Source organism: Rhodococcus sp. ACS1 (assembly GCF_002300155.1).
Taxonomy (GTDB): Bacteria; Actinomycetota; Actinomycetes; order Mycobacteriales; family Mycobacteriaceae; genus Rhodococcus_F; species Rhodococcus_F koreensis.
This window is the reverse complement of the sequence record NZ_NSDZ01000011.1, coordinates 357,847-384,262: the sequence shown is the minus strand read 5'-3', so window position 1 is coordinate 384,262 and position 26,416 is coordinate 357,847. Positions and strand designations below refer to the sequence as shown.

At 67.2% G+C, this 26,416-nt stretch carries 26 protein-coding genes and 1 pseudogene; 19 read left to right on the top strand and 8 right to left on the bottom strand.

Annotated elements, in window-relative coordinates:
- The first annotated feature begins 49 nt into the window (after positions 1-49).
- Both CJ179_RS43220 and CJ179_RS43215 read left to right on the top strand, forming a co-directional pair.
- Positions 50-604 carry a GNAT family N-acetyltransferase gene (locus CJ179_RS43220; protein WP_095865505.1) on the top strand — a complete coding sequence of 185 codons (555 nt, stop codon included), beginning with the start codon at positions 50-52 and terminating at the stop codon, positions 602-604.
- A gap of 16 nt (positions 605-620) precedes the next feature.
- On the top strand, positions 621-1,445 hold the full coding sequence (locus CJ179_RS43215; protein WP_095865504.1) for a class II glutamine amidotransferase: 825 nt from the start codon (positions 621-623) through the stop codon (positions 1,443-1,445).
- A gap of 18 nt (positions 1,446-1,463) precedes the next feature.
- On the opposite strand, the gene CJ179_RS43210 is transcribed toward CJ179_RS43215, so the two are convergent.
- Positions 1,464-2,813: an APC family permease gene (locus CJ179_RS43210; RefSeq protein WP_095865503.1), complete on the bottom strand. Its 1,350-nt coding sequence runs from the start codon at positions 2,811-2,813 to the stop codon at positions 1,464-1,466.
- A gap of 338 nt (positions 2,814-3,151) precedes the next feature.
- Here CJ179_RS43210 and CJ179_RS43205 point away from each other — a divergent pair, with 338 nt between their 5' ends.
- The 5 genes from CJ179_RS43205 (at position 3,152) to CJ179_RS43185 (ending at position 7,993) form a co-directional block, all read left to right on the top strand.
- The gene (locus CJ179_RS43205) at positions 3,152-4,288 is read left to right on the top strand and encodes a Xaa-Pro peptidase family protein (RefSeq protein WP_179377880.1); all 1,137 of its coding nucleotides are present in this window, start codon (positions 3,152-3,154) and stop codon (positions 4,286-4,288) included.
- A 71-nt stretch (positions 4,289-4,359) separates the two neighbouring features.
- On the top strand, positions 4,360-5,814 hold the full coding sequence (locus tag CJ179_RS43200) for an APC family permease (RefSeq protein WP_095865502.1): 1,455 nt from the start codon (positions 4,360-4,362) through the stop codon (positions 5,812-5,814).
- The gene (locus CJ179_RS43195) at positions 5,811-6,257 is read left to right on the top strand and encodes a hypothetical protein (protein ID WP_072943786.1); all 447 of its coding nucleotides are present in this window, start codon (positions 5,811-5,813) and stop codon (positions 6,255-6,257) included. Before CJ179_RS43200 ends, CJ179_RS43195 begins: the two co-directional genes overlap by 4 nt.
- A gap of 3 nt (positions 6,258-6,260) precedes the next feature.
- A complete protein-coding gene (locus CJ179_RS43190) occupies positions 6,261-7,607 on the top strand; it encodes a dipeptidase (protein WP_095865501.1) in 1,347 nt (448 codons plus the stop codon).
- A complete protein-coding gene (locus CJ179_RS43185; protein WP_072943790.1) occupies positions 7,604-7,993 on the top strand; it encodes a hypothetical protein in 390 nt (129 codons plus the stop codon). The genes CJ179_RS43190 and CJ179_RS43185 overlap by 4 nt, the downstream gene beginning before the upstream one ends.
- On the opposite strand, the gene CJ179_RS43180 is transcribed toward CJ179_RS43185, so the two are convergent.
- The gene (locus CJ179_RS43180) at positions 7,983-8,993 is read right to left on the bottom strand and encodes an AraC family transcriptional regulator (protein WP_072943791.1); all 1,011 of its coding nucleotides are present in this window, start codon (positions 8,991-8,993) and stop codon (positions 7,983-7,985) included. The genes CJ179_RS43185 and CJ179_RS43180 overlap by 11 nt on opposite strands.
- A gap of 221 nt (positions 8,994-9,214) precedes the next feature.
- Here CJ179_RS43180 and CJ179_RS43175 point away from each other — a divergent pair, with 221 nt between their 5' ends.
- From CJ179_RS43175 to CJ179_RS43130, 10 genes are all read left to right on the top strand, one after another.
- Positions 9,215-10,189: a quinone oxidoreductase gene (locus CJ179_RS43175; RefSeq protein ID WP_095865500.1), complete on the top strand. Its 975-nt coding sequence runs from the start codon at positions 9,215-9,217 to the stop codon at positions 10,187-10,189.
- A gap of 35 nt (positions 10,190-10,224) precedes the next feature.
- On the top strand, positions 10,225-11,139 hold the full coding sequence (locus CJ179_RS43170; RefSeq protein WP_095865499.1) for a TauD/TfdA family dioxygenase: 915 nt from the start codon (positions 10,225-10,227) through the stop codon (positions 11,137-11,139).
- Positions 11,140-11,190: 51 nt separating this feature from the next.
- Entirely contained in the window at positions 11,191-12,243 is a 1,053-nt protein-coding gene (locus tag CJ179_RS43165; protein ID WP_072943797.1) for a 3-keto-5-aminohexanoate cleavage protein, read from the top strand.
- Positions 12,244-12,368: 125 nt separating this feature from the next.
- Positions 12,369-13,676, top strand: coding sequence for an MFS transporter (locus tag CJ179_RS43160; protein ID WP_095865498.1), 1,308 nt, complete (start codon positions 12,369-12,371; stop codon positions 13,674-13,676).
- A gap of 16 nt (positions 13,677-13,692) precedes the next feature.
- A complete protein-coding gene (locus CJ179_RS43155) occupies positions 13,693-14,286 on the top strand; it encodes an alpha/beta hydrolase (protein WP_072943801.1) in 594 nt (197 codons plus the stop codon).
- A gap of 36 nt (positions 14,287-14,322) precedes the next feature.
- The gene (locus CJ179_RS43150; protein WP_072943803.1) at positions 14,323-15,894 is read left to right on the top strand and encodes a long-chain fatty acid--CoA ligase; all 1,572 of its coding nucleotides are present in this window, start codon (positions 14,323-14,325) and stop codon (positions 15,892-15,894) included.
- Between the two features lie 52 nt (positions 15,895-15,946).
- Positions 15,947-17,647 carry an alpha/beta hydrolase gene (locus CJ179_RS43145; protein ID WP_072943805.1) on the top strand — a complete coding sequence of 567 codons (1,701 nt, stop codon included), beginning with the start codon at positions 15,947-15,949 and terminating at the stop codon, positions 17,645-17,647.
- A gap of 27 nt (positions 17,648-17,674) precedes the next feature.
- A complete protein-coding gene (locus tag CJ179_RS43140; protein WP_072943807.1) occupies positions 17,675-18,127 on the top strand; it encodes a MaoC family dehydratase in 453 nt (150 codons plus the stop codon).
- Entirely contained in the window at positions 18,124-18,978 is an 855-nt protein-coding gene (gene phaZ / locus CJ179_RS43135; protein WP_072943809.1) for a poly(3-hydroxyalkanoate) depolymerase, read from the top strand. The genes CJ179_RS43140 and phaZ overlap by 4 nt, the downstream gene beginning before the upstream one ends.
- A gap of 85 nt (positions 18,979-19,063) precedes the next feature.
- Entirely contained in the window at positions 19,064-20,644 is a 1,581-nt protein-coding gene (locus tag CJ179_RS43130; RefSeq protein ID WP_072943810.1) for an MFS transporter, read from the top strand.
- Between the two features lie 7 nt (positions 20,645-20,651).
- Here the strand turns inward: CJ179_RS43130 and CJ179_RS43125 are convergent, their stop codons facing one another.
- Positions 20,652-22,343, bottom strand: a complete 1,692-nt coding sequence (locus tag CJ179_RS43125; protein WP_072943812.1) for an alpha/beta-hydrolase family protein — start codon at positions 22,341-22,343, stop codon at positions 20,652-20,654.
- Positions 22,344-22,405: 62 nt separating this feature from the next.
- Positions 22,406-22,813, bottom strand: coding sequence for a hypothetical protein (locus CJ179_RS43120; RefSeq protein ID WP_072943814.1), 408 nt, complete (start codon positions 22,811-22,813; stop codon positions 22,406-22,408).
- A 165-nt stretch (positions 22,814-22,978) separates the two neighbouring features.
- On the opposite strand from CJ179_RS43120, the gene CJ179_RS43115 reads away from it, so the two are divergent.
- Both CJ179_RS43115 and CJ179_RS43110 read left to right on the top strand, forming a co-directional pair.
- Entirely contained in the window at positions 22,979-23,377 is a 399-nt protein-coding gene (locus CJ179_RS43115) for a hypothetical protein (protein ID WP_072943816.1), read from the top strand.
- A gap of 6 nt (positions 23,378-23,383) precedes the next feature.
- The gene (locus CJ179_RS43110; protein ID WP_095865497.1) at positions 23,384-24,781 is read left to right on the top strand and encodes a hypothetical protein; all 1,398 of its coding nucleotides are present in this window, start codon (positions 23,384-23,386) and stop codon (positions 24,779-24,781) included.
- A 32-nt stretch (positions 24,782-24,813) separates the two neighbouring features.
- On the opposite strand, the pseudogene CJ179_RS43105 reads toward CJ179_RS43110, so the two are convergent.
- From CJ179_RS43105 to CJ179_RS43090, 4 genes and pseudogenes are all read right to left on the bottom strand, one after another.
- Positions 24,814-25,081: pseudogene (locus CJ179_RS43105) on the bottom strand (IS630 family transposase); the annotation flags it as partial.
- Between the two features lie 62 nt (positions 25,082-25,143).
- A complete protein-coding gene (locus CJ179_RS43100; protein WP_072943820.1) occupies positions 25,144-25,521 on the bottom strand; it encodes an SHOCT domain-containing protein in 378 nt (125 codons plus the stop codon).
- Positions 25,522-25,551: 30 nt separating this feature from the next.
- A complete protein-coding gene (locus CJ179_RS43095) occupies positions 25,552-25,851 on the bottom strand; it encodes an SHOCT domain-containing protein (protein WP_072943821.1) in 300 nt (99 codons plus the stop codon).
- Positions 25,852-25,884: 33 nt separating this feature from the next.
- Positions 25,885-26,334, bottom strand: a complete 450-nt coding sequence (locus CJ179_RS43090) for a DUF6325 family protein (RefSeq protein ID WP_072943823.1) — start codon at positions 26,332-26,334, stop codon at positions 25,885-25,887.
- Positions 26,335-26,416 lie beyond the last annotated feature (82 nt).

Below are 26,416 nucleotides of genomic sequence, written 5' to 3'. Positions count from 1 at the left end.
TTATCGATACCGAAGTTGTATCGACTCGGGTGGTGCTAGTTTCCCTACCGTGAGCGCCGGCGCAGTCACCTTCGAGTTCGTCCACACTACCCGCGAATTCTTCCCTCAACTGCAACGATGGCTCCGCGAACCGCACGTCGCGCGGTTCTGGAACCACGACACCGCGGACGCCGACATCGAGCGCGACTTCGGCGGCAGCATCGACGGCACCGAACCCTGCGAGGATTTCCTCGTGCTGCGGGGCGGCGTGCCGTTCGGCTTCATCCAGCGATACCGGATCGCCGACTATCCCGAGGACCTCGCGCTCCTCACGGCCCTCGTCGACATCCCACCGGGCAGCATCTCCATCGACTACTTCATCGGCGATCCCGGGCGTATCGGCCGAGGGCTGGGAACGGCGATGATCCGGGCGTTCGTCGCCAAGTGCCGCGCCGACCTACCCGACGCCACCGCGATCGTCGTCCCCGTCGTCATCCCCAACCGGGCGTCGTGGCGGGCGCTGGAGAAGGCCGGCTTCCGACGCGTCGGCGAGGGCTATCTCCCACCCGACAACCCGATCGATGACGGAAGCCACTACGTCAGCAGACTCGACCTGATTGAATGAGAAGATGTGCAGGTGGATGGCATACTCCGGCGATCCGATCCTCGTCGAGGACCTCCTCTTCCGGCCGGTCCATTCCCTGATCGACCAGAGCTTGCACTCCCGCATGGGTGCGACCACCACGAACGGTGACGGGTTCGGCATCGGCTGGTACGGGGACGGCCCCACCCCGGCCCTGTTCAAATGCATCGAACCCGCCTGGAACGAACGCAACCTGCGGGAGATCTCCCGCCAGATCCGGACGCCGATGCTCTTCGCGCACGTGCGCGCGTCGACGGGAACTCCCGTGCAGCGCAGCAACTGTCACCCCTTCCGGCACGGCAACTGGCTGTGGATGCACAACGGCGCGCTGCGCGGATTCACCGAGATGAAGCGCGAACTGGCCCTGGCCGTCGACCCGAGTCTCTACCCGCAGATCGAAGGATCCACCGACTCCGAGACACTGTTCTTCCTCGCGCTGACGTTCGGACTCACCGACGACCCGTTCACCGCCGTCGCCCGCGCCGTCGGGTTCGTCGAGGACGTCGGCGCCCGGCACGGGGTCGAGAACCCGGTGCAGGCGACGATCGCCACCACCGACGGCGTCTCCGTCTGGGTGTTCCGGTACTCGACCGAACAGCAGACGCGCTCGCTGTTCTTCTCCACCGCGATGGACAAGGTCCGTGCCCTGCACCCCGAGGTGGAGGTACTGCGCGAACTGGGCGACGAAACCCGGTTCGTGGTGTCCGAACCGCTGCGCGACCTCGAGGGCGCGTGGCAGGAGGTGCCCGAGTCCCATGCCGGGGTCATCCGCCCCGGCGACGACGAGATCCGGCCGTTTCTGCCCGTCCCACCCGTCCGCTGAGACCGCGCCCCACTCCCCTCACCGCGTGCGGGACGCCCGGCGAGCGCGCACCGCGCTCCAGAACAACTCGAGCACAACCGCCAGCACCACGATCCCGATCATCGCCACGAACGTCTGCGGGGCGGTCAGCAGCGTCTGCACGGCGAAGACGACGAGAACGACGACGGTCAGTACGATTCCGGCGACGAGGATGCCTGCGCGGGAATCCGTTTCGTGGCGGAGCCGGTAGGCCGCGATCGACATCACGAGAAAGATCGCGAGAGCCACGGCGCTGCCGAGGGAGGCGATGGCGGTGAGATCCACCAGATTCGCCAGGAGCAGGATCAGCGCGACCGAGATGGTCAACCCGCGTGTGCCCCCGACCCAGGCTCGACTACCGAACACCGGTGGAAAGGTCCCGGATTCGGCGAGTTTGGCGGTGGAGCCGGCCGCCGCATAGACGTTGGCGTTGACCGAGGAGGAGGTGGCCAGCAGCGCCGCGAGAGCCATGATCGCGAACCCGGCGTCGCCGAGAGCGGGTTGGGCCGCAACGGCGAGGGCCGTATCGCCGTTGTCGATGACCTCCTGCACGGTCAGGGTTCCGAAGACTCCGAGAGCGATCAGCACGTACAGGAGGATCGTGATGCCCAGGGCCAGGTACATCGCACGAGGCAGGTTGCGACGCGGGTCGGGAAGGTCGCCGCCGGTGAAACTGATGACGGTGAAGCCCAGATAGGCGAAGAAGGTCAGCGCCACGCTGCCGACGATGTCCAGTGTCGGCGGGTACGTGGACGGTGCCAGCAGGCTCGGGTCGAGTTGAGCGAGTGTGACGACGACGAAGACGGCGAACACCGCGAGCAGGATCACCACGATCGCGGTCTGGACCCGGTCGATGAACTTGGTGCCCGCGATGTTGATCGCCGCCACGAGCACGACCACGCCGGAGGTGAGTATGCGACTCCACGCACCCGAATCGTCGAAGAACAGTGCGGCGCCGTAACTCCCGAACGAGACGGCCACCATGGCGGTGACGATGAGCGCCGCGAAGTAGAGCAGCCACGACGTGATTGCGGTGATGTGCCCGCGGCCGTACCCCTGGAGCAGGAATGTCACGATGCCGCCCGAGGACGGGTAGCGCGCCCCCAACTTCGCGACGGCATAGCCCTGCAAGGTGGCCACCACGCCGGCAAGGAGGAACGACAGCCACACCGCGGAGCCGGCCACGGCCCCGGCCTCCCCGAGGAGGGCGAAGATGCCGGCACCGACCATCGAGCCGACGCCGAGGAACGCGGCGCCGCGCACGGTCATGGCCTGAGCGCCCGCGGGGGCACCCTCGCCGGAGTCACGTCCGTCGAGGGGTTCACGGGCCATGTCGTCCATGTCATTCATGGTGCAACCGCCACGTCTGCGAAGGGCCGAGATCGGTCGCATCAGTCCGATGTCCAACTGGAGAACTGTGCCGGCCTCGTCCCCGTTACCAAGATGGCAATTGAATTTTACCGGAATTCTGCTGCGGTTTCGGTCCGGGCAGGCGCACAATTCGATTTGGCGGGCCTTCACGCGCCCGTGGGAGGTGGACCGTGGCGATGCGGTGCCGATCGAGCGGAGTGCCCTGAGCAACCGTCGTCATGCGGTCATGGACGCGGCGAGTTCGCAATGCGAATTCGGTTTCTTTGTCTCGAATTTCGGGTGGCAGTCGAAGATCTCCACACTCACCGGAGGGCTCGATGACATCGATCGCGCATCCGACGCCCACGCCGTTCACCGGCGAAGACTACGCCGCCCGAATGGCACGAGTCGTTCACGACGCCGTCGCCGCGGGCTTGGACGGTCTGCTCGTCACGCCGGGACCGGACCTGGTGTGGCTGACGGCGTATCGGCCGACCGCGATCACCGAACGACTCACGATTCTGGTGCTGTGCCCGGATCGGCAGCCGACCATGGTGGTGCCCGCGCTCGAACGACCCGACGCCGAAGGTGCGGACGGGACGTCTGCGGTGTCGCTCGTCGAGTGGTCCGACGGCACCGATCCGTACCAGGTGGCCGGCGCACTGCTCGACCCCACGGGTAGATACGGCGTCTCCGACTCCGCCTGGGCGATGCACCTGCTGGGCCTGCAGCGACAGCTACCGCGCTCGTCGTATGTGGCACTGACCGACGGGATGCCGATGTTGCGTGCCGTCAAGGACCCCGCCGAGCTGGCTCGGCTGTCCGCGGCCGGCGCCGCAGCCGATGCAGTGTACGAGCAGATCGTGCAGACACGTTTCGCCGGTCGGCGAGAGAACGAGGTCGCGGCAGAACTTGCCGGATTGTTGCGCCGATTCGGGCACGAGCAGGTCGATTTCACCGTCGTCGGGTCCGGACCCAACGGCGCCAATCCTCATCACGAGGCCGGTGACCGGATGATCGAACGCGGTGACATCGTCGTCCTGGACTTCGGCGGCCTGATGTTCGGCTACGGCTCGGACACCTCCCGCACGGTCGCGGTGGGCGAGCCGGCACCCGAAGTGCAGCAGGTGCACGACATCGTCCGGCGGGCGCAGCAAGCGGCCGTCGAGGCAGTCCGACCCGGGATCAGCTGTCAGCAGATCGATCGGGTGGCGCGGTCGGTGATCAGCGACGCCGGCTACGGCGAGCAGTTCATTCACCGCACCGGACACGGGATCGGGGGCACCACCCATGAGCCGCCGTACATCGTCGAGGGCGAGGAACAGCTCCTCGTCCCCGGCATGTGTTTTTCGATCGAACCGGGCATCTACCTCGCGGGCAGGTTCGGGATCCGCATCGAAGACATCGTCACCGTCACCGAAGACGGCGGACGCCGCCTGAACAACACCAGCCACGACCTGCGGGTTGTCGACTAGGAGGGCAGTGGGATGACACGCAGCAGCGAGGCCGGGAACGCCGACCGCCGGTTCCGAGACAGGTGGATGTCATGAGTGCACCGGACATACCCTCCGACCAGCCGCCCGCTCAGGCCGAGGCCCGCACCCGCGGTCCGGCGGGGTCGTGGATTTCCTGGCTCGCCCTGGCGTTGATGACCACCAGTTCGGTGGCGAGCCTGCGTCCGTCGCCGACGATGGCCGTGTACGGCCTGGCGTGCGTGTTCCTGTACCTCATCCCCGCTCTGGTGTTCCTGCTACCGACATCGCTGGTGTCGGCCGAGCTGGCATCGGGATGGGAAGGCGGCGTCTACAATTGGGTCTCCCGCGGGATCTCCAAGCCGATGGGATTCCTGGCGGTGTGGTGCCAGTTCGCCATGACGATCTTCTACTATCCGAGTCTGCTCGGGTACGTCGCAAGCACGCTCGCCTACGTCATCAATCCGGCCCTCGCGAGCAACGGAGTGTGGACCGCGATAGTCATCATGGTGACCTACTGGTCCGGGGTCTACATCTCCTCGCGCGGAACGAAGGGTGTGGCAGGTCTTTCCAGCGCCGGCCTGATCATCGGCACCCTGGTGCCCGGTGCACTGCTGGTGATTCTGGGAACGGTCTTCCTGGGCCAGGGCAATGCCTCCGCCGCACCGATGACCGCCGACCACCTGCTGCCTGCGTGGGCCGGCCTGGCAAGCCTCGTGTTGATCGTCAACAACTTCCTCTCCTACTCCGGCATGGAGATGAATGCGGTGCACGTGTCGTCCCTGCGGAACCCGGGCAAGGAATTCCCTCGCGCGATGTTCCTGTCCATGGGCCTGGTCCTGGCGATCTTCATCCTGCCCGCGTTGGCGATCAGCTGGGTGGTACCGGCCGAACAGCTGTCCCTGACCGCCGGGGTGATGCAGGCATTCGACGCGGTCTTCGCGGAGTTCGGCTGGCAATGGCTCACACCGGTGATCGGAATCATGCTGGTGGCGGCGTCGCTCGGTGGCATGTTGACCTGGCTCGCCGGCCCGTCCAAGGGCTTGGTGCTCATCTCCCGGCAGGAAGGCTACCTGCCGCCGTTCCTGCAGCGGGTCAACAAGCACGGCGTGCAGCAGAACATTCTGGTCACGCAGGGCCTGGTCACCACAGTGATCGCCCTGCTCTACGCGTTCATCCCCGACGTGTCGAGCGCGTACTGGATCTTCTCGGTGATCACCACGCAGGTGTACCTGATCATGTACCTGCTGATGTTCGTCGCCGCGGTTCAGCTGCGCCGCAAGGCCCCCGACCACCCGCGTGGATACCGGGCACCGATGCTGGTCGGATTGTGCGGGGTCGGGTTCGCCGCCTCACTCGCCGCTCTCCTCATCGGCTTCATCCCGCCGTCGCAGTTCAGTTCCGGCAATGCCGGCGTGTACGTTCTGATCGTCGCCGCGGGAGCACTCGGCCTCGGCCTGCTCGTGCCCTATCTGTTCTACAGGGCCCGGAAGCCCTCGTGGAAGCAACCCGAGGAGAGCGAGTCATGACCACCGCGAAGGAAGCCTCGAGCCGACGCGACCGCATGATCATCTACGGTCTCGTCACCTTCATCATCGTGATCCTCACGATCATCGCCCTGCTCCTCTTCCCCTATGTCTCGTCGAACCGGGAAGCCGACGACAAGGCGGATCAGCTCATCGCGGCCCTCGACCAGGCCGGTGCCCGGACACCGTCGCACGACCAGATCGTCGGGGTGCTAGGGGACGACGGCGGGGCGATCTGCGCCAACCCGAACGCTCCCCTGGCCCGGGCCACGCTGCTGTCCCAGATGGCCAACGGAGCAGGCGGGCCTGGAACCCGGCCCGTCGTCGTGGACGAACGGGTGGTGAAGGGGGAACTGTTGGTCATCCAGATCTACTGCCCCGACAAACTTCCCGAATTCCAACAGTTCGTCGGCGACCTCGAGACCAGCGACGTGGCGGGTGAGTGAGCGATGAACCTGAGAGAACGCATCAGCGACCTGATGCCGCAGGCGCGAGAAGAACTGACCGAACTCGTCGCCATGCAATCGGTGGCCGACCCCCGCCGGTACCCTCCCGAAGAATGCCACCGTGCGGCCGAATGGGTGCGAGCGAAATTCGCGCAGCACGGCTTCACCGACGCCCGTCTGGAAGAAACGTCCGACGGCAGCCACGCCGTGGTCGGGTCACGCCCTTCCCCGAACCCGCACGCCCCCACCGTGCTGCTCTACGCCCACTACGACGTCCAACCCCCGCTCGACGACACCGCCTGGGAAACACCACCATTCCAGCTCACCGAGCGGAACGGACGCTGGTACGGACGCGGCACCGCCGACTGCAAAGGCAACATCCTCGTCCACCTGACGGCGCTGCGAGCCCTCGGAGCCGAACTCCCCGTGCACCTGAAACTCGTCGTCGAGGGGTCGGAGGAGCAGGGCACCGGCGGTCTTGAAGGCTTCGTCCGCGAAAATGCCGATCTCCTGCGCGCCGACGCGATTCTCGTGTGCGACACCGGTAACGCCGATGTGGGCCTGCCGGCCGCCACCGTCAGCCTGCGGGGACTGGTCAACGTCGTCGTCACCGTCGAAGCACTCACCTCAGATCTGCACTCCGGCATGTTCGGTGGCGCCGCCCCGGACGCCCTCGCCGCGTTGATCGCGATGCTGGCAACGCTGCGAGACGCCAAGGGCAACACCACCGTCAACGGTGTGGACAACACCCAGACCTGGACCGGAGAACTCTACCCGCCGGAACAGTTCCGCACCGACGCCGGAATGCTCGACACCGAATCGTTTCTCGGCGACGGCACCGTCTCCGACATGCTCTGGGCGCGTCCGGCGCTGACCGTCCTCGGCATCGACTGCCCGCCGGTGGTCGGATCGGCGGCCGCGATCGCACCGCGGGCACGCGCCCGCCTGAACCTGCGGATACCGCCCGGGCTCGAACCCGCGCAGGCACAGCGAGCGCTGATCGACCATCTGCACTCCGCGGCGCCGTGGGGGGTGGCCGTCGACGTCGTGGTCGAGGCCTCGGGGGCGCCGTACCGGACCCGCACCGACGGACCTGCCTACCGGGCCCTCGGTTCGGCCATGGAGGAGGCCTACGGCCGGCCCATGGTCATGCTGGGACAGGGCGGCTCCATTCCGCTGTGCAACGTCCTCGCCGACACGTACCCGGACGCCGAGATCATCTTGATGGGCGTCGAGGAACCCCGGGCACTGATCCATGCCCCCAACGAAAGTGTCGACCCCTCGGAGATCGCGGCGATGTCGCTGGTCGAAGCCCGGTTCCTGCAGAACTACGCGAGTATCCGCTCATGACGTCCGCAGCGGGTCCGGCCCGCACCTCACCGCAACTGGGCGCGGCGGTCCTCCTCGTCACCGTCGGGGTGCTCGAGATCCTGCAGGGCCTCTCCGCCGTGTCCAAGGACGAGGTGCTCGTCGTCGAGGCCGGATACACGTACGAATTCGACGTCACCTCGTGGGGGTGGACCCACATCGTGCTCGGGGCGCTGGTCGCCGCGGCGGGTGTCGCTCTGCTCGCCGGGGTGACGTGGGCCCGCGGCGCCGCCTTCGTGATCTGCGGTCTGTCGATCGTCGTCAACTTCCTGTGGCTGCCGTACTACCCGATGTGGGCGATCACCCTCATCGCGCTCGACGCGGTCGTGATCTGGGCTGTGGCGGCCTGGCATCCCACTAGGGTCTGACGTCCGCGTGCTCGGCTCGCCATCTGCTCGGGCTGACCCCGAACCGGCCGCGGAACCACCGTGAGAAGTTGCTCGGCGCCGAGAACGCCAGCATGTCCGCGATCTCGGTGAGGTTCAGCCGCGGATTCGCGACCATCCGTTCGGCGAGTTCGGTGCGGGTGCCGTCGAGGACGGTGGAGAACGACTCTCCACTCTCGGCGAGACGGCGGTGCACGGTTCTCCGGTCGACCCCCAGGCTGCGGGCCACCTGCTCGACGGAACAGCGGCCGGTGGGAAGCAGCAGTTCGATCAACTCGCGGACCCGGCTCACGATCGTCACGTCGTCCGACGGCTCCCACGATTCGAGCAGTTGCTGGGTATAGGGGCGGAGCAGCGGATCGGACATCTTGTTCGGCGCGTTCAGGTCGCCGGCCTCGAGGACGATGCCCGCGAACTCGTGGTCGAACTTCATCGCAGGCCCGAACAACCGGCGGTGCGTCGCGGCGTCGGCCGGTGCCGGGTGCGGGAAGCAGACTGCGAGCGGTTTCCAGCCGCCGCCGAGGAAGCCCCGCAGCAGCCGGTGCAGCACCCCCACCGCCAGTTCCACCGACTGCCGGATGTCGGTGGCCTCCCCCACGTCGAGTTCGATTCGCAGGGTCACCAGCCCGCCGCGCTCCGACATCCGGGTCCGCAACGCTTCGTTGTACGTGTGGTCGTAGCGGGTGAGGACACGCAGGGCGCTGCGGACGTCGGGTTCCTCGCGGACGACGAGGCTGAGCGGTCCGAGGTTGGAGAACTGCCTGCGTTCGGCGAGGCGAACCCCGAAATCCGCGTATCCGGATCTGTCCGCCGACTGCTCGAGCAGTCGCGCGATCGCTGCGGCGGGTATCCAGCGGTCCTGCAGACCGAGCCCGGACGGGTCGAGGCCGGCGGCGCGCAGCAGCGGCGCCGGCTCGAGTCCGAGCGACCGGCACAGTTCCACGTACCCGTTCAGTGACGCGTAACGCGCGAGAGGTTTCATATCCCGTCCCTGCCCTCTCCCGACACCTGGCCGTGTCCCGAAATGATAGGCGTCCTGTCCCGTCAGGATAAGCATACGACCGGACGCGGCCCTACTGTTAGGTGCATCACAGAGAGACGGCGCGGAGAGCTACCCCACGGCACCGGATCACCCCGGCCCGCCCCCGCGAGCAGTTCCGCAGCGGTACCGCGCCGATCATCACGTCGAAGAGGAGAAATACTGTGGCACAGGCTGTTCGGTTCTACGAGCACGGCGCACCCGAGGTCATGCAGTGGGAGTCCGTCGAGGTCGGAGAACCCGGCCCGCACGGGGTCCGGATCCGCCACGAGGCGGTCGGCCTGAACTTCGCCGACACCTACTTCCGCACCGGCCTCTACCCGGCCGAACTGCCCGCGGGCATGGGCGTCGAGGGCGCCGGTGTGGTCGAGGCGGTCGGCACCGGAGTGACCCACGTGCAGGTCGGCGACCGCGTCACCTACACGGGCAGTCCGCTCGGCGCCTACAGCACCGAACGCGTGATGCCTGCCGCCCCGCTCATTCCGCTGCCGTCCGCGATCGGCTTCGACACGGCCGCCGCGATGACGATGCGCGGGCTCACGTCGGCCTACCTGCTGCGCCGCATCGCCCCGCTGAAGGCCGGCGACACCGTGCTGCTCCACGCGGCCGCCGGTGGCGTCGGACTCATCTTCACCCAGTGGGCGAAGCTGCTGGGCGTCAACGTGATCGGCACGGTCTCCACCGACGAGAAGGCCGCGATCGCCCGCGCCCACGGCTGCGAGCACGTGATCGTCTACACCCGCGAGAACGTCGCCGAGCGGGTCCGCGAGATCACCGACGGCGCCGGCGTTCCCGTCGTCTACGACAGCATCGGCCAGTCCACCTTCGAGACTTCGCTCGACTGCCTGTCCCGGCGGGGACTGCTCGTGTGCTTCGGCACGGCGTCGGGACCGATTCCGCCGATCAACGCGATGCAGTTGGCCGTCAAGGGTTCGCTGTTCGTCACCCGGCCCGCGCTCGCCGACTACATCGCGGACCCGGCGGAGCGCGCCGAACTCGCCGGTGAACTGTTCGGCCACGTCGAGGCGGGCCGGATCCGCATCGAGATCAACCAGAGCTACGGACTCGAGGACGCCGTCCAGGCGCACCGCGACCTCGAATCCGGCACCAGCATCGGCTCCTCGGTGTTCCGGCTCTGAGCCTGGCCACCCTTCACCACGACGGAGACACCATCATGAACGACACCGCGCAACTGACGTATTCGCCCGAGCGGCACGCGATCCTCTCCCCCTCCGGTTCGTTCCGGCTGACACCGATGACCTGCTCTCTCGGCGCCGAGTTGTTCGACGTGAACCTCGGCGACGTCTCTCGCGACGACGCCCTGTTCGCCGAACTCCGGGAACTGCTGCTCGAGTACAAGGTTCTGTTCTTCCGCGACCAGGACATGAGCCGGGCGGAGCACGTGGCGCTCGCCGAGCGCTTCGGCCCGCTCGAGGATCATCCCGTCGCGGGCAGCGACCCCGAGTATCCCGGGCTGGTGCGGATCTACAAGGACCTCGACAGCCCGGCCGAGCACTACGAGAACGCCTTCCACTGCGACGCCACCTGGCGTGCCAACCCGCCCATGGGGTGTGTGCTCCGGGCCGTCGAGACGCCGCCGGTCGGTGGCGACACCATCTGGGTGAACATGGCCCTGGCCTACGAGAAACTCCCCGACCGGGTGAAGGAGCAGATCGACGGACTGCGCGCCCGGCACAGCATCGAGGCCTCGTTCGGCGCGGCCCAGACGCTGGAGCAGCGGCACGCCCTGCACGATCGCTTCCCCGACGCCGAGCACCCCGTGGTGCGCACGCACCCGGACACCGGCGAAAAGATCCTGTTCGTCAATTCCTTCGCAACCCACTTCGTCAATTACCACACCCCGGACAACATCCGGTACGGCATCGACTACGCGCCCGGCAGCAGCAACCTGCTCAACTACCTGATCAGCCAGGCCTCGATCCCCGAGTACCAGGTGCGGTGGCGGTGGACCCCGAACAGTGTTGCGATCTGGGACAACCGGTCCACACAGCACTACGCCGTCCAGGACTACTGGCCCGCCGTCCGCAAGATGGAACGCGCCGGAATCGTCGGCGACCGGCCCTTCTGAATTTCTCACTTCCCCTAGTCATCAGTTCCGATTTCGAAACGGAGAACACCCATGCATTTCCACGACGACGCCCTCTTCCCCGAGAACCAGGAGAAGCTGGTCATCACGTGCGCCCCGTACGGTCCCGAGTGGGAGCCGGACGACTTCCGCGAGGACCTGCCGCTGACGATGGACGAGCACGTGCAGAAGGCGGTGGACTGCTACGAGGCCGGCGCCACCGTGCTGCACATCCACGTCCGCGAACTCGACGGCAAGGGCTCCAAGCGGCTGTCGAAGTTCAACGAACTGCTCGCCGGACTGCGGCAGGCGGTGCCGGAGATGATCCTGCAGGTCGGCGGTTCCATCTCCTTCGCCCCCGAGGGTGAGGGCGCGGACGCGAAGTGGCTCTCCGACGACACCCGGCACATGCTCGCCGACCTCGATCCGGCACCGGATCAGGTGACGATCGCGATCAACACCTCGCAGATGAACATCATGGAGTTGATGACCGCCGACGACATCGCGGGCACCTCGATGCAGCGGCCCGAGCTGGCCGAGGCGTACCGGGAGATGACGGTCCCGGCCGGCCCGGCGTGGGTGGAGGAGCATCTGCGTCGCCTGCAGGCGGCCGGGATCCAGCCGCATTTCCAGCTGTCGAGCATTCCGCAGCTCGAGACGGTGGAGCGGTTGATCCGGCGTGGGGTGTACACCGGTCCGCTGAATTTGACCTGGGTCGGTATCGGTGGCGGTTTCGACGGCCCGAATCCGTACAACATCATGAATTTCGTGCAGCGGGTGCCGGACGGTGCGTGCCTGACCCTCGAGACGTTGATGCGCAGTGTGCTGCCGGTCAACGCGATGGCGATCGCGATGGGTCTGCATCCGCGGTGCGGGAACGAGGACACGATCTGGGGTCGCAAGGGCGAGAAGATGACCTCGGTCGCGCAGGTCGAGCAGTTGGTCCGGGTGGCCGGGGAGCTGGGCCGGGAGGTGGCCACCGGTAAGGAGGCCCGCGACATCTACCGGATCGGTCAGACCTACGCCGATGCCGACGAGACCCTCGCCAAGCTCGGTTACGCCCCGAACCGCCGTCCCGGCCAGGTCGGATTCACCCAGCACGCCTGAGTTCCCGCACCCGAGGGGATTTCGTCACGAACGGGGAGGGAGCCGGAGGATTCGCTGCTCCTGCCGAGCACGCCCGGCTCCCTCCCCACACCCTTTTACCAATCCTGTCGGCCATAGGAGGCCTCATGGGACCGAACACCACCACCGCCCCGGACACTATCGGCGAGACCGCTGCGCCGGCCCGACGGTCGCGGGTATACCCCTGGATCGTCTTCGCGCTCACCTTCGGACTGCTGCTGTCGGACTACATGTCCCGGCAGGTTCTCAGCGCCGTCTTCCCGCTCCTCAAAACCGAATGGGCGCTGTCCGATTCACAGCTGGCTTCGCTCAGCAGCATCGTCGCACTCATGGTCGGCCTGCTGACCCTCCCGCTGTCGCTACTGGCCGACCGGTGGGGCCGGGTCAAGAGCCTGCTTCTCATGGCCGTCCTGTGGAGCGCCGCCACGCTGCTCTGTGCGCTCGCCACCAACTACGAGCAGATGCTCGGCGCCAGATTCCTCGTCGGTGTCGGCGAAGCCGCCTACGGCAGTGTCGGCATCGCAGTGGTGCTCAGCGTGTTCGCCCCGCGCGTGCACTCCGCGCTCAGCGGCGCCTTCATGGGCGGCGGATCGTTCGGTTCCGTGATCGGTGTCGCCCTCGGCGGCGTCATCGCCGTCAACCTCGGCTGGCGCTGGTCGTTCGCCGCGATGGCCGTCTTCGGCCTCATCCTCGTCGCCCTGTTCCGTGCCCTCGTATCCGAACGGAAACTGACGGACGCCGCCGTCCTCGACGACCCCGCCGACACACCCACCGGTTTCCGGGCACCGCTCTCGAGCCTCTTCTCCACACCCGCCGTCGTGCTGGCGTACATCGGTGGCGGTCTGCAGATGTTCACCGCGGGCGTCCTGCTGGCGTGGCTGCCGAGCTTCTTCAACCGGTCGTACGGCCTCGCCCCCGACAAGGCCGGCGCGATGGCGTCGATCTTCGTCCTCGCCGTCGGCAGCGGCATGGTGGTGTGCGGCATCATCACCGACCGTGTGAGCCGGGACGATCCCACCAAGAAATGGACCACGGCCGTCGTGTACGGCGTGCTCTCGCTCGTGTTCCTCGGAGCCGGTTTCCAGATGCCGTCCGGTTCCACCCAGCTGATCCTGATCGGCATCGGCGCCTTCTTCTCCGCCGGCTCGTCCGGTCCGATCGCCGCGATGGTCGCGAACCTCACCCACTCCTCGGTGCGTGCCTCGGCCTTCGGCACCCTCACACTCGCCAACAACCTTCTCGGACTGGCACTCGGCCCGTTCGTCGTCGGACTGCTCGCCGACCGCTTCGGCCTCGTCACCGCCCTGCAGATCGCGCCCCTGATCTACGTCGTCGCGATCGTCGCCCTGATTCTCGGCAAACGTGCCTACCCGGCCGGACGCCGCAAGCTCGCCGCCCTTACCGCCATCTCTTAGGAAACTGGAGCCGACCGTGACCACCTCCACCGAACCGACCGTGGTGATCGTGCCCGGACTGCGCGATCACGTCGCCGACCACTGGCAGACGTTGCTCGCCGAGCGACTCGACAACGTGCGGACGGTGCCGCCGCTCGAGCGGGACAAGCTCAGTCTCGCCGCGCGGATCGCCGCCCTCGACACCGTTCTCACCGACATCGACGGTCCGGTGGTGCTCGTCGCGCACAGCGCGGGCGTGGCGATCACGGTGCACTGGGCCCAGCAGGCGTCCCGTCCCGTTCAGGGCGCCCTGCTGGCCACCCCACCGGACTTCGAGGAGCCGCTCCCCGCAGGCTACCCCGCACGCGGGGACCTCGACGCGAACGGCTGGAACCCCGTCCCCCGGCGCCGGCTCCCGTTCCCCAGCATCGTGGCGGCGAGCACCGACGACCCGCTGGCCCGGTTCCGCCGGGTCGCCGGGATGGCCGAATCGTGGGGCAGCAAGCTCGTCGACCTCGGCGCCGTCGGTCACCTCAACCCGGCCGCCGGCTACGGGTACTGGCCGTACGCCGAAGAGCTGCTCCGCGAGCTGATCAACTCGACCGCCGCCACCGCCGCGTCGTTCGCGTAGCGCGACGGCACTGTTCCCCCGACGAGAAAGTTCACCGTGCTCAACCTCTCCGTACTTCTCGAAGACTCGGCCCGCCGATTCCCCGACCGCGTCGCCCTGGTGCTCGGTGACCAGCGGATGACCTACGCCGACCTCGACGCCCAGTCGAACCGGGTCGCGAACCTGCTGGTGTCGGCCGGCATCGAACCCGGCGACACGATCGCGCTGTCGTGCCCCAACATTCCGCAGTTCCCCGTCGTCTACTACGGCATCCTCAAGGCGGGCGCGGTGGTCGTGCCGCTCAACGTTCTGCTCAAGGATCGTGAGATCGCGTATCACCTCGACGATTCCGATGCCAAGGCCTACTTCTGCTTCGAGGGCACCCCCGAACTGCCGATGGGCGAGTACGGACTGTCCGGCTTCGCGCAGAGTCCCCGCTGCCGCGCCCTGTTCCGCATCACCACCGACCCGGCCGCCCCCGCCATGATCGACGGCGTCGGGACGCTCGCCGACGCCCTCGCGCGGCACGACAGCAACTTCGACGCCGTGGTCCGCGAACCCGGGGACACCGCCGTCATCCTGTACACGAGCGGCACCACCGGAAAACCCAAGGGCGCCGAACTCACCCACGCCAACATGGCGCTGAACGCGCTGACCGCCAACCGGCTGTTCGACAGCACACCCTCGACCCACGACCGGTATCTGGTGACACTGCCGCTGTTCCACTCGTTCGGCCAGACCGTCACCCTCAACGCAGGCATCTCGGTGGGCGCGACCCTCGTGCTGCTGCCCCGGTTCGAGGCCCGGGCCGCACTCGACCTCATCGAGCGGGAGGACATCACCGTCTTCGCGGGTGTGCCCACCATGTACTGGGGGCTGCTCGGCGCCCTCGACGAACATCCCGTCGACATCGACCGCATCGCCCGGAACATGCGCCGTGCCATCTCCGGCGGCGCCGCCCTGCCGGTGGAGATCCTCACCCGGTTCGCCGACCGGTTCGGCGTGCAGATCCTCGAGGGCTACGGGCTGTCCGAGACGTCGCCGCTCGCGACGTTCAGCGACCCCGCTCTCGAACCCCGGCCCGGATCGATCGGCGTTCCCGTCTGGGGCATCCAGGCGCGTCTCGTCGACAAGGAGTGGAACACCGTCACCGGGACCGATCAGATCGGTGAGATCGCGCTGCGCGGTCACAACATCATGAAGGGCTACTACAACCGCCCCGAGGCCACCGCGGAAGTGCTGCGCGACGGCTGGTTCCGCACCGGCGACCTCGCGCGGGTCGACGAGGACGGCTTCTACTACATCGTCGACCGCGCCAAGGACCTCATCGTGCGCGGCGGTTTCAACGTCTATCCCCGCGAGATCGAGGACGTCCTCATCGGGCACGACGCCGTCTCCCTCGCCGCCGTCGTCGGTGTCCCCGACGACAGCCACGGCGAGGAGGTCAAGGCCTACGTCATCCTCGAACCGGGCGCACAGATCACCCCCGGCGAGCTGATCGCCTGGTCCAAGCAGCAGATGGCGAGCTACAAATACCCTCGCACCGTCGAATTCGTCGACTCCCTGCCGATGACCGCCACCGGCAAGATCCTCAAACGCGAACTCGGCCGCACGCCGGCCGCGCTCTGACTCACTCCGCACTCTGACATCTCAGAGCACACTTCCATCGAAAGCTCCGCCCATGAGTACGTCGTCCCCCACTCCGACGACCCCCGACGAGCTGACCGCTCCCCTCGACCTCCTCCTCACCCGCGGAACCCGCGGCGTCGCCGCCCGCATGCTCCCCGACAGCTCCTGGAGCCGTTTCGGCATCAGCCTCGCCGGCAGGCCCCGCACGGTCGCCCTGCGCGGCGGCGCCCTCGTCCGTGAACTCGGTGCGATCGTCGCCGGCACGTCCGACCGGGCTCCCGCCAAGGCGGACAAGCGTTTCGGCGATGCCGCGTGGCAGCAGAATCCCGCCCTGCGGCGGGCCATGCAGGCGTATCTCGCCACCTCGCACACCGCCACTGCCCTGCTCGAGGACGCCGACCTGGACTGGCGCGATCACGAACGGATGCGGTTCGTCTTCGACAACCTGGTCGAAGGACTGTCGCCGACCAACAATCCGTTCCTCAGCCCGCTCGGGTGGAAGGCGATGGTGGACACCGGCGGACTCAGTGCGGTACGCGGTGTCCGGGCCTTCCTCCGCGACATGCAGTCGAGTCCGCGGGTGCCTGCCATGGTCGAACCCGACGCGTTCGAGGTCGGGGAGCACGTGGCGGCGACGAAGGGTGCCGTGGTCTTCCAGACCCGCACGTTCGAGCTGATCCACTATGCGCCGCAGACGGAGACGGTCCACGCCACACCGCTGCTGATCGTCCCGCCCGTCATCAACAAGTACTACATCCTCGACATCGCACCGGGCCGCAGCCTGATCGAGCACCTCGTGCAGCAGGGACAGCAGGTCTTCGCGATCTCCTGGCGCAACCCCCACGCCCGGCACCGGGACTGGGGTGCCGACACGTACGGTGCCGCGATCCTGGAGGCTCTCGACGCGGTGCAGTGCATCGCCGGAACCACGAGCGCGCACGTCCTCGGCACCTGCTCGGGCGGCATTCTCGCCGCCATGGTCGCCGCACACCTCACCGAGATCGGCGAGGGCGACCGTATCGCCGGCCTCACCCTGGCCGTGACCGTTCTCGATCAGACCCGCGCCGGAACGGCGTCGGCCATGATGAGCGAGCGTGCCGCTGCCGCGGCGATCCGGGACTCGGCCGCCAAGGGATTCCTCGACGGTCGCACGCTCGCGGAGATGTTCGCATGGCTGCGTCCCACCGATCTGGTCTGGCGGTACTGGGTCAACAACTACGTGCAGGGCCGGTCTCCGGCCGCGTTCGACGTGCTGTTCTGGAACTCGGACACCACCCGCATGGCGGCGGCACTGCACCGCGACCTCGTGCTGCTCGGCCTGCGCAACGCGCTGACGATCCCCGGTGCCGCCACCATGCTCGGCACGCCCGTCGACCTCGGCACGGTGACCGCGGATTCGTACGTGGTCGGCGGGTCCGCCGACCACCTCTGCCCGTGGCAGTCGACCTACCGCAGCGCTCGCCTCCTCGGCAGCAAGGACGCGCGGTTCGTGCTGTCGTCGAACGGACACATCGCCTCACTCGTGAACCCGCCGGGCAACCCGCGGGCGTCGTACCGGTTCGGCGAACCCGTCTCCGAGACGCCGGACGCGTGGCTCGCCACCGCGGAGACTGCGACGGACTCGTGGTGGACCGACTACGCGCACTGGCTCGCCGAACGCAGCGGACCCGACGTCGACGCACCGCACACCCTCGGTGCCCGGCAGTACCCGCCGCTGGCGCCCGCCCCCGGCACCTATGTGCACCACTCCTGACCCGCTCGTCACCGACAGAGGAACACCATGACCCTGCATCTCACCCATCCCGCCGAACTCGTCGAGTCGGTCGGCCGGACCATCGGAACCACTGGCCCCTACAAGGTCCTGCAAGACCAGGTGAACCTGTTCGCGGAGGCGACCGGCGACTTCCAGTGGATTCACACCGATCCGGATCGCGCCGCCGACGGACCCTTCGGCGGCACCGTCGCACACGGCTATCTGACGCTGTCGCTGGCGCCGAGCATCCTCGCGGAGGCACTCACCGTCGACGGCGTCGACGCCGCCCTCAACTACGGACTGAACAAGGTCCGGTTCCCGGCGCCGCTTCCGGTCGGATCCGTCCTGCGCGCCACCGTGGCTCTCACCGCAGCCGAACAGAAGCCGGCCGGCGTCGAAGCAGTGTTCCGGCTGACCTACGAGATCGACGGCGGAACCCGTCCGGTGTGCGTCGCCGACGTCGTGGTGCTCTACACGTGACGGTGACCGAACTGTTCGGCGGCCGCGACCGGTTCGAGGACAGGGTCGTTCCGGTGTGCGGGCTGCGGATCCGAGTGCGGATCCGCACCGGCACCGGGGTGCCCCTGGTGCTGTGCAACGGCATCGGGGCCGGCCTGGAAGTGCTCGAACCGCTGGTCGCCGCACTGGATCCGGCCGCGACGATCATCAGCTTCGACGTCCCGGGCACCGGAGGTTCGCCTGCCTCCCCGGTTCCGTACGCAATCCCGGCCCTCGCCTACGGGCTGAGCCGGTTGCTCGACGAGATCGGGGTCGGCACCGTCGATGTCCTCGGGTTGTCGTGGGGCGGAGCGCTGGCCCAGCAGTTCGCCCTGCAGCACCCGCGGCGCTGCCGTCGTCTCGTCCTCGTCGCCACCGGCACCGGCGCCCTCATGATTCCGGGTCATCCGCGCGTGCTCTCGAAGATGCTGACCCCGAAGCGGTTCACCGATCCCGCCTACGCGTCGGCCGTCGCCGGCGACCTGTACGGCGGCGCCGCCCGCCGCGCCGGCGGCGACGGTGACGTGGCGCGGATCTTCGGGAAGCAGCGGCAGGCCGGCTCCCGGGTCGGCTATCTCCACCAACTCCTCGCGGGCGCCCTGTGGACGAGCCTTCCCGTCCTGCCGCTGATCCGGCAGCCCACGCTCGTCGTGGCGGGCACCGACGACCCGATCATTCCCGTCCTGAACGCGCGCATCATGAACGCACTGCTGCCACACGCGACGTTGCACATCCACGCCGGCGGGCACATCGACATCGTCACCGACGCATCCGGACTCGCACCGGTCGTCGCCGGGTTCCTCGCACACCCGGAAACGGGTGAATCCACGTAGGACACCCCCTGCACGTGGGAGACTCGGGTCTGGGAATCACCGCTCGGCGCGACACCGCAGTGGCCGGTCGGCACAGGAGGCGCCCGTGTCCGAAGACCGAACCAACAGCTCGGGTACCAACCTGGAGGGGTCGCAGCGGCTGCTCGCCCTGCTGCTGGCGATGGCGATGTTCGTGCTCGTCGTCGACACCTCACTGATGAACGTGTCGATCTCAGCCGTGGTCCGCGACCTCGACACGACCGTCAGCGGCGTCCAGGCGGCGATCGCACTCGAGGCACTGGTGTCGGCCGCGTTCATCCTGATCGGCGGCAAGGTCGGCGACCTGATCGGACGCAAACGGGCGTACGTGATCGGTCTGCTCGGGTATGCCGTGGGCGCATCCGCGATGGCGCTCGCGCAGAGCCTGACCGCGATCATCGTGTTCTGGGCGATCCTCGGCGGAATCGGTGCGTCACTGCTGTTGCCCGCCATGCAGTCCCTGATCCACGGCAACTTCGAAGGTGCTGCGCAGAAGAAGGTCTACGCGCTGGTCGGCGCGGCGGCGGCGATCGCCGCCGCAGTCGGACCGCTCCTCGGAGGTTTCATCACCACCTTCCTGTCGTGGCGCGTCGCATTCGTGCTCGAGGTCGTCATCATCGCGATCGTGCTGTCCGGGATCCGACTCGTCCGCGACGTGCCGTACACCGGGCCCCGGGGAATCGACCCGGTGGGTGCGGGCCTCTCCGTCCTCGGGATGGGCGGCATCGTGCTGGGAATCCTCGTGTGGCAGGAAGGCGGCGAAGCGGTGGCCGCCCTGCTGGTCGTGGGTGCGCTGGCGCTGGCCGGACTGGGGTACTGGCTCGTCCGCCGGAAGCGTCGCGGGGAACCGCCGCTGCTGGACCCCGATCTGTTCCGCTCCACAGTGTTCCGACTGGGAATCTCACAGCAGATGCTCCAGCAGATAGCGTTGGGCGGCACGATGATCGCCCTTCCGATCTACCTCCAGATGGTGCTCGAGTACAACGCGATGCAGGCGGGACTGTCACTCGCCCCCCTCTCGCTCAGCATGTTCGGCGTGGCGCTGCTGGCGGGCAAGAAGGCGGGAGATCGCAGTCCGAGCAGCATCATCCGCTGGGGATTCGTCCTCGTCACGATCGGCGTCGCAATACTGATCCCGATCGTGCCGCGGGCCGAGTTCGGCTGGGCATTGCTGCTCCCACTGGCAATCGCGGGCTCGGGGCTGGGTTTGCTGGTATCCCAACTCAACAACTACACGCTCGCCCCGATCTCGGAGGAGCACGTCAGCGAGGCGGCAGGCGCGAACTCCGCAGCGGGATCGTTCGGGCTGTCGTTCGGACTGGCGTTCGCCGGCGCCATCATGCTGGCGACACTGTCCATCACGTTCACCGCCATGGCGCAATCGAGCACCGTCCTCCCGCCGGCCGACCAGCAGCACGTGGCGCAGGTACTCGAGGACGACGCCGAGGTCATGAGCAACACCCAACTCGAACAACTCCTCGTCGGCCAGCCACCCGAGATACGAGACGAGGTGGTCCGAATCAACACCGACGCACGGCCACTCGCCCTGCAGGTGGCGCTGCTCGTACCCCTCCTCGCCGGTCTCGCCGGACTGCTCAACTCGTTCCGCATGAGACGAGAACAGGACCCCGCGCCGCCGCAACCGTGACGACGGGTCAGCCGTCCGCCCCCATCTCGGCGAGCACGGTCCGCAATCGCTCGTTGTCCGCCGGGGTCCAGCCGTCCGGCGCCAGGATCGCGCTCCACGCATCCGCGATGTCGACGACGTAGGTATGCCCGTGCCCGTCGGGGACGCCCGTCGACACCGCCATGTCCGCCGCAACTTGGAGGAACGTCACGAACGGGAACCATTGCGTGCTGTCCAGGACGTCGTACCCGCGCTCCTCCTTCAGCCAGTCGGGCTCGCTCACCAGCAGCTCCGGCGACCACCAGACGATCGGGTCGGACGCGTGCTGCAGGTACACCATCCGTGGCTTCCCCCACGGGGTGTCGGGGCGGGGCAGATCCTCCGGCGCCCGCGCACCGAAGCGCACGGTCTCGCCCTGCTCGTAGATCGGAAGCCATTCGGGTGAGCCGGGATCCCGGTTGGTCGTCACGTCGGTCCAGATCTCGTTCGCGTTCGGCGGTCCGGTGAACAGAACGCCGTCGGAACGCGCCTCGACGTCGTCGACGCTGCCGAACGCGCTCTCGCCGCCGAAGGAGCCCAGGCTCTCCCCCATCACGACGAGTTTCGGACGGGTCTCCGGTGGCAACTGCTTCCACTTGTCGTACACCGCGTCGAATTGCGCCTCCCCCGCCTGGCGGGCCCGCTCCTTGTCCACGAGGAACGACAGCCAGCTGGGGAGATACGAGTACTGCAACCCGACGATCGCGGTGTCGCCGTTGTACATGTACTCGAGTGAGGAGGCGAGGCTCTCGTTGATCCATCCGGTGCCGGTGGTTGTCGCCACGCCGATCACCGCGCGATCGAACCCGCCGGCCCGTTCGAGTTCGTCCGCTGCCAGTTGGGCGCTCTCCCGGATCGAATCGCCACCGCTGGCGAGCCCGGCGTAGGTCCGGATCGGCTCCAGTGCGGGCCGTCCACCGTTGAAGGCGGACAGTTCCTCGACGGTCGGGCCACGCGAGATGAACGACCGACCCTGCCTTCCCAGCGAATCCCACGTGACCAGCGATTCCGGTCCGCCCGAACGCAGCGTCGTCGTCGGCGGTTCGTCACCGGCCTTGGTCTCCTGGTTCACCGCGGCGAACGAATTGTTCAGACCGGTCATGATCACGCGGACCGCCACCCCGTTGAGGAGTGCGAACAACAGCGCTATCGCCAGCACGCCGATCACGGTCGCCGAGATCCGTCGCGGCACGACACGGCTGATCTTGCGTTCGACCCACCGCACCGCCCGCAGCAGCAACCGGGAGATCGCAACCAGCAGCACGAAAATCAATACCGCCACGATCACCGTCACGACGTAGCCCGTCCACGGGAACGATGCGGCGCTCATGAGTGCCCGAAGCTGATCCTGCCAATTCGCGAACCACACCAGCATCGCCGCGGTGCCGACGAGCCCGATCACCAACGCCCCCCGCCGAACCCAGGTCTTCACGCGCGCCGACGGCTCCCGCCGCACGAGATGACGAACCAGAACGGAACCCAGAAATCCGAGGGCGTAGCCGACCGCCGCCGAAACACCGGTGACCAATCCCTGGAAGAACGGACCCCGCGGCAGCAACGTCGGCGTCAACGACAGCCACACGAACAGCACGGCAACGACCAGTCCCCCGAACGCATACCGGTCCGGCAGCCAGCGACGGTACTGCTGGGGCGGTCGTGACGATCCGGATTCGTCGGTCATCTCATCCTCTCCGTGACGGGGCGGACGCGACGATTCCCTCGTGCCGCGTTGGGAACAACGACCTAAATGCTCTCCTCGTAGCCCGGATGCCACGTCGCCACGGCCCAGATCACGAACACGTCGAGCAGAATGATGACGATCGACCACAACGGGTAGTGGGGCAGCCACAGGAAATTAGCGAGTATCGACAACGCGCAGATCACCATTGCGCCGACACGGGCCCACGTCGCACCGGTGAACAGCATGACGCCGACGAGCGCGACGATCACGCCGAGCACGAGGTGGATCCACCCCCACGCCGTCGTGTCGAACTGGTAGACGTATTCCGGCCCGGCCACGACCAGGTCGTCCTTCATCAGCGCCGAGATACCCGAGAGCACATGCAGTATTCCGATAGTGAGCAAAACTATCGCTGCCACCATGGACGTGGCGGCGGCGACCCCCTGCTTGGCCAACGATTGATCGGACATGACGATCCCCTTCCCCGGATATGCGGTGGGATGCAGACATTGTCTGCCGCCGCGTCGCGCAAGGTCAACATACGCCCGGTACCGGAATCTCGCTGACAGCAGCAATCCGACGGGGGATACTCGTTATACCAGTTCATTTCGTACGTTGACGAAAGAGGAACGGTCATGTCCGAGGAATCACTGGTCAAAAAAGGTGTGGCAAAGGGAACCTCGATGGGCGGGGCGGTTCTCCTCGTCACCGTCGGCGCGCTCGAATTCCTCCAAGGTATCTCCGCAATCGCCAAGGACGACGTCATCGTCGTCGGCGTCGAGTACACCTACAAATTCGACGTCACCGCGTGGGGATGGTTCCATCTCGTACTCGGCGTGATCGTGGCCGCCGTCGGCATCGCGTTGTTCACCGGAGCGACCTGGGCCCGCGTCGGAGCCATGGTGCTCTGCGCCGTCTCGATCTTCGTCAACTTCCTCTGGCTGCCGTACTACCCCCTGTGGGCGATCACGATCATCGCGTTGAATGCGGTAGTGATCTGGGCGGTTGCCACCTGGAACCCAGACGAGGCCTGACCGACCATGAACGAGGCCTCGAGCGCGGACGCGCTCGGCAAGGACGAACGCGCCGAACTACTCCGGTTGCGCGACGAAGTCACCACACTGCGAGCCCAGGCGGCAGGTGAAGCTGCCGGTGTTCCCGCCGAACCGGTTTCCCGCCCACCCCACAACGGGCTGCGCTGGACCGCGGTGACGATCCTGCTCGTGCTGGTCGCCGTCCTCGCGGTCGCGTCGGTCACCGCCCGCTTCACCCGCAGCCAGATCCTCGACACCGACCGCTACGTGAGCACGGTCGCGCCGCTGGGCTCGAATCCCGCACTGCAGGCTGACATCACCAACCAGATCACCGACGAGATCTTCGCGCGCGTCGACGTCGAGGGTCTCACCACCGAAGCCCTCACCGCGCTGACCGACATGACGAATCTCGCCGCGAACGCGCCGCGCCTCGACAAGGCGGTCGTCGGCCTCGCACCGGTGCTCACCAGCCAGGCCAAGAACTTCGTCCACGACACCGTCAGCTCGCTCGTGCGATCCCAGCAGTTCGAAGACCTGTGGATCCAGGCGAACCGGGCCGCACACAACGCACTCGTGGCAGTGATGACCGGAAACTACGGCCTCAGCTCCGTGGAGGTCGACCAGAGTGGCACCGTCAGCATCTCCCTCGGCACCGTCATCGACCGCGTGAAATCGGAACTCGTCGGCCGCGGCTTCGCGTTCGCCGACAAGATCCCGTCGGTGGACAAGCAATTCGTGCTCTTCCAATCTCCCGAACTCGTGAAGGCGCAGCGCGCCGTCCGCGCACTCGACAAGGCGTCGGCCATCCTGCCGTGGCTGGGCATCGCCTGTGCCGCCGCTGCCGTGGCCGTCGCACCCACCGGCAGGAGGCTCCGTGCTCTCGCCCTTGCGGGACTCGCGATCGCTCTCGGAATGCTCGCTCTCGCAATCGGCATTCTCATCGGACGGGCCATCTATCTCGACAGCGTCCCACCTGACATCCTGTCGCCCGATGCGGCGACGGCCGTCATCGACACGGTCCTCGTCCCGCTGCGGACGAGCCTGCGCGCGGTCGCGGTACTGGGCCTGGTGATCGCACTCGGCGCCTACCTCATCGGTGGCTCGTCCTCGGCGACCGCCGTGCGTCGCGGCTACGGGCAGGCACTCGACTTCGTTCGGCGGTCCGGCAGCGGCCGGCCACCGAACGAGGTGGAGCGGTGGGCCTACCAGCTCCGCATTCCGTTGCGCTGCGCGGTGATCGGTATCGCCGCAGTACTGCTGATGTTCTGGCGCTACCCCACCGGACTGGTCGTGCTGTGGATCGTCATCATCGGCCTGCTGGCACTCGTGGCGATCGAGTTGCTCATCCGTCCGGCCCGCACTTCCGCCGCGGCGATGGACGCTATGCCAGCGTCTTCGCCTTGATCGACTGAGTGACGTCGGCACTCGGCGAACGCGGCCAAACCGAACGCGCGCCACACCTCGAAACCGTCGATTGCGAGATATCGGAATGCTCGGCCATCGAGCGTGTGGACCAGTGTGTGGCGTTCTTCGGTGTCGTTTCGAGGGTCGAGGTAATCAGATCCTTGATCTTGTCGTCGTCGATCGTCCTCGGTTCAACCCCAGCCTCTGCGCCACTTCGGTATTCGATCCACCATCGGCAGCAGCAAGGATGATGCGCGACCGTACCGCCAAACCTGCAGCGGTCTTGCGTCGCCGCGCCCACAGGGACACTAGTGAAGGCGCAGCGCAGCCGCCGCGGCTTCGGGCAGCCGCGGCGACGGACGCTATGCCAGCGTCTTCGCCTTGATCGACTGGAACTCGGCCTCGGTGATCGCGCCGGAGTCGAGGAGCGCCTTGGCATCCGAGATCTGCTGAGCCGGAGACTGCCCGGCGACATCCCGAATGTAGGTGTCCTGCGCCTGCTTCACTTGCTGGGCGGCAGCCATCGACCGCTTCGCCATGCCGTCGCTGTTGACGATCAGGTAGATCAGCGCCGACAGGAACGGAACGAAGAACAGGAAGAAGATCCAGATCGCCTTCACCCACCCCGAAGTGTCGCGGTCCCGGAACAGATCGGTGATGATCGAGAACAGCACGGTCAGGTACGCCACGAAGGCGAAACAGACGAAGATGAACCAGAAAAACTCCCAGAAGCCTTCCATTTTCAGTGCTCCGTCCACTCGGTGTTGCGGTCAGGAAGCCAGGATCTTGGCCTTCTCTGCGTTGAATTCTTCCTCGGTGAGGACCCCCTGAGTGCGGAGTTCACCGAGTTGTTTCAGGGCCGCAATACGATCCGTGCCAACGGCCGGCGGTGCGGGTTGCGCCGGCGGAGGCGGCGGAGGCGGCGGAGGCGGCGGCGGAGCCTGCTGCTGCGGGGCCGGCTGGTTCCCCGCCCACCGCTGCCCTTGTCGTCGGGAGACCCGGTTGGAGACGGCGGTCGCGGTACCCGCCACGACGGCGGTCCGAGCGATCCCGCGCAGAAGTCCTGGCATGATGTGCTCCTCAGCTCTGGATTCGGCAGCCTGTCAGCTGGAGGCGTCGAGCGCGTCGAGCGCCGCCAGAATGCCTTGGACGGGGATGCGCCCGGATGCCACGAGCTGGGCCCCTTCGCGCCGCAGAGCGGAGGCGAACGGTGCGGCCCAACAATTCTCATAGACGAGAATCGCCCCGGAACACCCGGGCTCGAGCACGGCCGCGGCTTCCTCGAGGTCGGTGCGGTCGATCAGGCCCGTTGCCGCTTCGGCGAAGAGCGTCACGTCCACTCCGCCCTCGAACCCGAGGTCCTCGATCGCGATACCGGACAGCGCTCCGTCGGGTTCCTTACGGACGAAGATCAGGTCGAGTACCCGGATGATGTTCCGATCGACGAGATCGATCAGCAGTGGTAGTGCCGAACCGTCGGGTTTCCGGTCTGCGGGGAACTCCACGACGAGATAGTCGATGGGCCCGAGTACATCCAGATCGTTGTCGTTCACCGCAGGACCTCTCTTCTGAAGACAGCAGCGGCAGCCACACGGGCCTGCGCTCAGTATCCATGAGCCGGTGCGGAACCGCTAG

What these genes read in the sequence shown, in the direction of transcription:
- CJ179_RS43095 (WP_072943821.1), bottom strand. Translation starts at nt 25,851, where the DNA reads ATGCCAGGACTTCTGCGCGGGATCGCTCGGACCGCCGTCGTGGCGGGT.
- CJ179_RS43195 (WP_072943786.1), top strand. Translation starts at nt 5,811, where the DNA reads ATGACCACCGCGAAGGAAGCCTCGAGCCGACGCGACCGCATGATCATC.
- CJ179_RS43170 (WP_095865499.1), top strand. Translation starts at nt 10,225, where the DNA reads ATGAACGACACCGCGCAACTGACGTATTCGCCCGAGCGGCACGCGATC.
- CJ179_RS43120 (WP_072943814.1), bottom strand. Translation starts at nt 22,813, where the DNA reads ATGTCCGATCAATCGTTGGCCAAGCAGGGGGTCGCCGCCGCCACGTCC.
- CJ179_RS43185 (WP_072943790.1), top strand. Translation starts at nt 7,604, where the DNA reads ATGACGTCCGCAGCGGGTCCGGCCCGCACCTCACCGCAACTGGGCGCG.
- CJ179_RS43210 (WP_095865503.1), bottom strand. Translation starts at nt 2,813, where the DNA reads ATGAATGACATGGACGACATGGCCCGTGAACCCCTCGACGGACGTGAC.
- CJ179_RS43180 (WP_072943791.1), bottom strand. Translation starts at nt 8,993, where the DNA reads ATGAAACCTCTCGCGCGTTACGCGTCACTGAACGGGTACGTGGAACTG.
- CJ179_RS43110 (WP_095865497.1), top strand. Translation starts at nt 23,384, where the DNA reads ATGAACGAGGCCTCGAGCGCGGACGCGCTCGGCAAGGACGAACGCGCC.
- CJ179_RS43215 (WP_095865504.1), top strand. Translation starts at nt 621, where the DNA reads ATGGCATACTCCGGCGATCCGATCCTCGTCGAGGACCTCCTCTTCCGG.
- CJ179_RS43165 (WP_072943797.1), top strand. Translation starts at nt 11,191, where the DNA reads ATGCATTTCCACGACGACGCCCTCTTCCCCGAGAACCAGGAGAAGCTG.
- CJ179_RS43205 (WP_179377880.1), top strand. Translation starts at nt 3,152, where the DNA reads ATGACATCGATCGCGCATCCGACGCCCACGCCGTTCACCGGCGAAGAC.
- CJ179_RS43100 (WP_072943820.1), bottom strand. Translation starts at nt 25,521, where the DNA reads ATGGAAGGCTTCTGGGAGTTTTTCTGGTTCATCTTCGTCTGTTTCGCC.
- CJ179_RS43200 (WP_095865502.1), top strand. Translation starts at nt 4,360, where the DNA reads ATGAGTGCACCGGACATACCCTCCGACCAGCCGCCCGCTCAGGCCGAG.
- CJ179_RS43125 (WP_072943812.1), bottom strand. Translation starts at nt 22,343, where the DNA reads ATGACCGACGAATCCGGATCGTCACGACCGCCCCAGCAGTACCGTCGC.
- CJ179_RS43190 (WP_095865501.1), top strand. Translation starts at nt 6,261, where the DNA reads ATGAACCTGAGAGAACGCATCAGCGACCTGATGCCGCAGGCGCGAGAA.
- CJ179_RS43160 (WP_095865498.1), top strand. Translation starts at nt 12,369, where the DNA reads ATGGGACCGAACACCACCACCGCCCCGGACACTATCGGCGAGACCGCT.
- CJ179_RS43145 (WP_072943805.1), top strand. Translation starts at nt 15,947, where the DNA reads ATGAGTACGTCGTCCCCCACTCCGACGACCCCCGACGAGCTGACCGCT.
- CJ179_RS43140 (WP_072943807.1), top strand. Translation starts at nt 17,675, where the DNA reads ATGACCCTGCATCTCACCCATCCCGCCGAACTCGTCGAGTCGGTCGGC.
- CJ179_RS43115 (WP_072943816.1), top strand. Translation starts at nt 22,979, where the DNA reads ATGTCCGAGGAATCACTGGTCAAAAAAGGTGTGGCAAAGGGAACCTCG.